The 5,707-nt window shown below is 51.8% G+C and carries 2 tRNA genes and 2 rRNA genes; all 4 read left to right on the plus strand.

The features are described from left to right. Nucleotides 1–564: 564 nt before the first annotated feature. The 4 genes from AC6LKG_RS26225 to AC6LKG_RS26240 all read left to right on the plus strand — a co-directional run bounded on the left by AC6LKG_RS26225 (nucleotide 565) and on the right by AC6LKG_RS26240 (nucleotide 5,587). A 16S ribosomal RNA gene (locus AC6LKG_RS26225) occupies nucleotides 565–2,095 on the plus strand. 130 nt (nucleotides 2,096–2,225) lie between these two features. Beyond that, nucleotides 2,226–2,302, plus strand: a tRNA-Ile gene (locus AC6LKG_RS26230). 30 nt (nucleotides 2,303–2,332) lie between these two features. Further along, a tRNA-Ala gene (locus AC6LKG_RS26235) sits at nucleotides 2,333–2,408 on the plus strand. Between the two features lie 298 nt (nucleotides 2,409–2,706). Further along, nucleotides 2,707–5,587: ribosomal RNA gene (locus tag AC6LKG_RS26240) — 23S ribosomal RNA — on the plus strand. The 16S and 23S rRNA genes sit together here with 2 tRNA genes alongside, the layout of an rRNA operon. The last annotated feature ends 120 nt before the right edge of the window (nucleotides 5,588–5,707 follow it).

Genomic DNA, 5,707 nt, shown 5'->3' on the forward strand with positions numbered 1-5,707 from the left:
GGGGTTGCAAGATAGGGTGCAAATCAGGCAAAAGCCAGTTGCATAATCTGCAAAAGTTGTGTTATAGTTTCAGGCTTGGCAGTTACCGAAAACTTAGGGTTAACCCTGATATTTCGATAGCTGCTAAAGAGAGAAGCCGGGCGCGAGCCTGGTGAGACCTGAAGGGGTTGTAGGCAAGAAAGCGAAGTGAAGCAAACGACGCTGACTTGACAAACGATAAAAACTTCTTCATAATCTCGTTTCTCTGCTGCTGACACAGCGATCGACGCGAAAGCGAAATCGCCGAGGAAAGCAGAAGATGCAGTAAGTAGTTTGGTAGTACAGAATTTAGCAGTACCGCTCTTTAACAATTAAACAACCGATAAGTGTGGGCGCTTGATGCGAGTGCACAGTGACTGGGTTGGGTTTAAAACCCTGATTCTTTCACAAGCACAATGAAATCAAGTGCTCACTAGAAGTGAAGTACCTTAGATGTCAAGTCTAAGCACATACCTCACTTCCTTTGAGTAGCGACGTATGACTCGGTTCTTCGGAACTAAGAAATACGAAACAAATACAGAGATTAAACTGAAGAGTTTGATCCTGGCTCAGATTGAACGCTAGCGGGATGCCTTACACATGCAAGTCGAACGGCAGCACGGACTTCGGTCTGGTGGCGAGTGGCGAACGGGTGAGTAATGTATCGGAACGTGCCCAGTAGCGGGGGATAACTACGCGAAAGCGTAGCTAATACCGCATACGCCCTACGGGGGAAAGCAGGGGATCGCAAGACCTTGCACTATTGGAGCGGCCGATATCGGATTAGCTAGTTGGTGGGGTAACGGCTCACCAAGGCGACGATCCGTAGCTGGTTTGAGAGGACGACCAGCCACACTGGGACTGAGACACGGCCCAGACTCCTACGGGAGGCAGCAGTGGGGAATTTTGGACAATGGGGGAAACCCTGATCCAGCCATCCCGCGTGTGCGATGAAGGCCTTCGGGTTGTAAAGCACTTTTGGCAGGAAAGAAACGTCGTGGGTTAATACCCCGCGAAACTGACGGTACCTGCAGAATAAGCACCGGCTAACTACGTGCCAGCAGCCGCGGTAATACGTAGGGTGCAAGCGTTAATCGGAATTACTGGGCGTAAAGCGTGCGCAGGCGGTTCGGAAAGAAAGATGTGAAATCCCAGAGCTTAACTTTGGAACTGCATTTTTAACTACCGGGCTAGAGTGTGTCAGAGGGAGGTGGAATTCCGCGTGTAGCAGTGAAATGCGTAGATATGCGGAGGAACACCGATGGCGAAGGCAGCCTCCTGGGATAACACTGACGCTCATGCACGAAAGCGTGGGGAGCAAACAGGATTAGATACCCTGGTAGTCCACGCCCTAAACGATGTCAACTAGCTGTTGGGGTCTTCGGACCTTGGTAGCGCAGCTAACGCGTGAAGTTGACCGCCTGGGGAGTACGGTCGCAAGATTAAAACTCAAAGGAATTGACGGGGACCCGCACAAGCGGTGGATGATGTGGATTAATTCGATGCAACGCGAAAAACCTTACCTACCCTTGACATGTCTGGAATGCCGAAGAGATTTGGCAGTGCTCGCAAGAGAACCGGAACACAGGTGCTGCATGGCTGTCGTCAGCTCGTGTCGTGAGATGTTGGGTTAAGTCCCGCAACGAGCGCAACCCTTGTCATTAGTTGCTACGAAAGGGCACTCTAATGAGACTGCCGGTGACAAACCGGAGGAAGGTGGGGATGACGTCAAGTCCTCATGGCCCTTATGGGTAGGGCTTCACACGTCATACAATGGTCGGGACAGAGGGTCGCCAACCCGCGAGGGGGAGCCAATCCCAGAAACCCGATCGTAGTCCGGATCGCAGTCTGCAACTCGACTGCGTGAAGTCGGAATCGCTAGTAATCGCGGATCAGCATGTCGCGGTGAATACGTTCCCGGGTCTTGTACACACCGCCCGTCACACCATGGGAGTGGGTTTTACCAGAAGTAGTTAGCCTAACCGCAAGGGGGGCGATTACCACGGTAGGATTCATGACTGGGGTGAAGTCGTAACAAGGTAGCCGTATCGGAAGGTGCGGCTGGATCACCTCCTTTCAGAGCTTAGTGCTCGTGTTAAGCGTCCACTCTTATCGGTTGTTTGATATAGCTGGGATCGGTTGTGGGCTTGGGTAGAGGGACTCCTCCCTGTGTCCATGACTTCTGACTACTGATCCGGGAAGGTTTTGGGTCTGTAGCTCAGTCGGTTAGAGCACCGTCTTGATAAGGCGGGGGTCGTTGGTTCGAATCCAACCAGACCCACCAAGTATTCGCAGGTAGAGATGCCGTGGATATGGGGGTGTAGCTCAGCTGGGAGAGCGCCTGCTTTGCAAGCAGGATGTCATCGGTTCGATCCCGTTCACCTCCACCAAGACCTGTGCCTGGTGGGATGTAGAGGCTAACTCATAGCGTCGTGAAGAATAATGATCTTCACGGTCTTATGAGTTGGGTTTTACTCAACAGCTATATTCGTTCTTTAACAATCTGGAAGAAGCACAACGAAATGTGCTCATCAAGTAATCAGCTTGCTGATGAAGATGGGTACGGGTTGTGATTGCATTAATTTTGTTCCAAGTTCTCAAGACTGGGGTGAATAACCTCAGACTGCTTTGAAACTTATGAACGGCACAAACGCTAATACTCAGGTCCTATAGCCTACAGCGTTATAGGATCAAGCGACTAAGTGCATATGGTGGATGCCTTGGCGATCACAGGCGATGAAGGACGTAGTAGCCTGCGAAAAGCTGCGGGGAGCTGGCAAACAAGCTTTGATCCGCAGATATCCGAATGGGGAAACCCACTCCGTAAGGAGTATCCCTGACTGAATACATAGGTCAGTGGAAGCGAACCGGGTGAACTGAAACATCTCAGTAGCTCGAGGAAAAGAAATCAACCGAGATTCCGAAAGTAGTGGCGAGCGAAATCGGAAGAGCCTTCACGTTTTAGCATGCAAGATAGTCGAACGGAATGGAAAGTCCGGCCGTAGCAGGTGATAGCCCTGTAGACGAAATTTTGTGTGTGGAACTAAGCGTGAGAAAAGTAGGGCGGGACACGTGAAATCCTGTTTGAAGATGGGGGGACCATCCTCCAAGGCTAAATACTCGTGATCGACCGATAGTGAACCAGTACCGTGAGGGAAAGGCGAAAAGAACCCCGGAAGGGGAGTGAAATAGATCCTGAAACCGTATGCATACAAACAGTAGGAGCCTCCTTGTGGGGTGACTGCGTACCTTTTGTATAATGGGTCAGCGACTTACATTCAGTGGCAAGGTTAACCGAATAGGGAAGCCGTAGCGAAAGCGAGTCCGAATAGGGCGATTCAGTCGCTGGGTGTAGACCCGAAACCAGATGATCTATCCATGGCCAGGTTGAAGGCACGGTAACACGTGCTGGAGGACCGAACCCACTAATGTTGAAAAATTAGGGGATGAGCTGTGGATAGGGGTGAAAGGCTAAACAAATCTGGAAATAGCTGGTTCTCTCCGAAAACTATTTAGGTAGTGCCTCAAGTATTACTGCGGGGGGTAGAGCACTGTTATAGCTAGGGGGTCATGGCGACTTACCAAACTATGGCAAACTCCGAATACCCGCAAGTACAGCTTGGGAGACAGAGCACCGGGTGCTAACGTCCGGACTCAAGAGGGAAACAACCCAGACCGCCAGCTAAGGTCCCAAATTATCGCTAAGTGGGAAACGAAGTGGGAAGGCATAGACAGTCAGGAGGTTGGCTTAGAAGCAGCCATCCTTTAAAGAAAGCGTAATAGCTCACTGATCGAGTCGTCCTGCGCGGAAGATGTAACGGGGCTAAGCGATAAACCGAAGCTGCGGGTGTGCACTTTGTGCACGCGGTAGGAGAGCGTTCTGTAAGCCTGCGAAGGTGGCTTGTAAAGGCTGCTGGAGGTATCAGAAGTGCGAATGCTGACATGAGTAGCGATAAAGGGGGTGAAAAGCCCCCTCGCCGTAAGTCCAAGGTTTCCTGCGCAACGTTCATCGGCGCAGGGTGAGTCGGCCCCTAAGGCGAGGCAGAGATGCGTAGCTGATGGGAAGCTGGTTAATATTCCAGCACCGTCGTACAGTGCGATGGGGGGACGGATCGCGGAAGATCATCAGGGTGTTGGATGTCCCTGTTGACGTATCGAAGATGGCGCTTAGGCAAATCCGGGCGCGTAAATCAAGGGTACGGCACGAGCGAGCATAGCTTGCGAAGTGATTGGAAGTGGTTCCAAGAAAAGCCTCTAAGCTTCAGCTGTACGAGACCGTACCGCAAACCGACACAGGTGGACGGGATGAATATTCCAAGGCGCTTGAGAGAACTCAGGAGAAGGAACTCGGCAAATTGATACCGTAACTTCGGGAGAAGGTATACCCCGGTAGTGTGAAGCGCCTGCGCGCCTAGCATGATGGGGTCGCAGAGAATCGGTGGCTGCGACTGTTTATTAAAAACACAGCACTCTGCAAAGACGAAAGTCGACGTATAGGGTGTGACGCCTGCCCGGTGCCGGAAGGTTAAGTGATGGGGTGCAAGCTCTTGATCGAAGCCCCGGTAAACGGCGGCCGTAACTATAACGGTCCTAAGGTAGCGAAATTCCTTGTCGGGTAAGTTCCGACCTGCACGAATGGCGTAACGATGGCCACACTGTCTCCTCCTGAGACTCAGCGAAGTTGAAGTGTTTGTGATGATGCAATCTACCCGCGGCTAGACGGAAAGACCCCATGAACCTTTACTGTAGCTTTGCATTGATCTGTGAACCGGCCTGTGTAGGATAGGTGGGAGGCTTTGAAGCGTGGTCGCTAGATCACGTGGAGCCATCCTTGAAATACCACCCTGGTTTGTTTGCGGTTCTAACCTTGGTCCGTTATCCGGATCGGGGACAGTGCATGGTGGGCAGTTTGACTGGGGCGGTCTCCTCCCAAAGTGTAACGGAGGAGTTCGAAGGTACGCTAGGTACGGTCGGAAATCGTGCTGATAGTGCAATGGCATAAGCGTGCTTGACTGTGAGACTGACAAGTCGAACAGGTGCGAAAGCAGGACATAGTGATCCGGTGGTTCTGAATGGAAGGGCCATCGCTCAACGGATAAAAGGTACTCTGGGGATAACAGGCTGATACCGCCCAAGAGTTCATATCGACGGCGGTGTTTGGCACCTCGATGTCGGCTCATCTCATCCTGGGGCTGTAGCCGGTCCCAAGGGTATGGCTGTTCGCCATTTAAAGAGGTACGTGAGCTGGGTTTAAAACGTCGTGAGACAGTTTGGTCCCTATCTGCCGTGGGCGTTGGATACTTGACGGAGCCTGCTCCTAGTACGAGAGGACCGGAGTGGACGTACCTCTGGTGTACCGGTTGTCATGCCAATGGCATTGCCGGGTAGCTAAGTACGGAAGAGATAACCGCTGAAGGCATCTAAGCGGGAAACTCGTCTGAAGATTAGGTATCCCGGGGACTTGATCCCCCTAAAGAGTCGTTCGAGACCAGGACGTTGATAGGTCGGGTGTGGAAGCGCAGTAATGCGTTAAGCTAACCGATACTAATTGCTCGTGAGGCTTGATCCTATAACACTGATGGTTATGACCTGGTGATATAGCGTTCCAAGTGTCGTTCAATACAAAATCTGGCTGCCCCGTCAGCAGCCAGCCAACACCAATTACACCCACTGTGCGGGATCATCGAGC

The sequence above is a fragment of the Achromobacter sp. 46006 genome, from assembly GCF_059761975.1.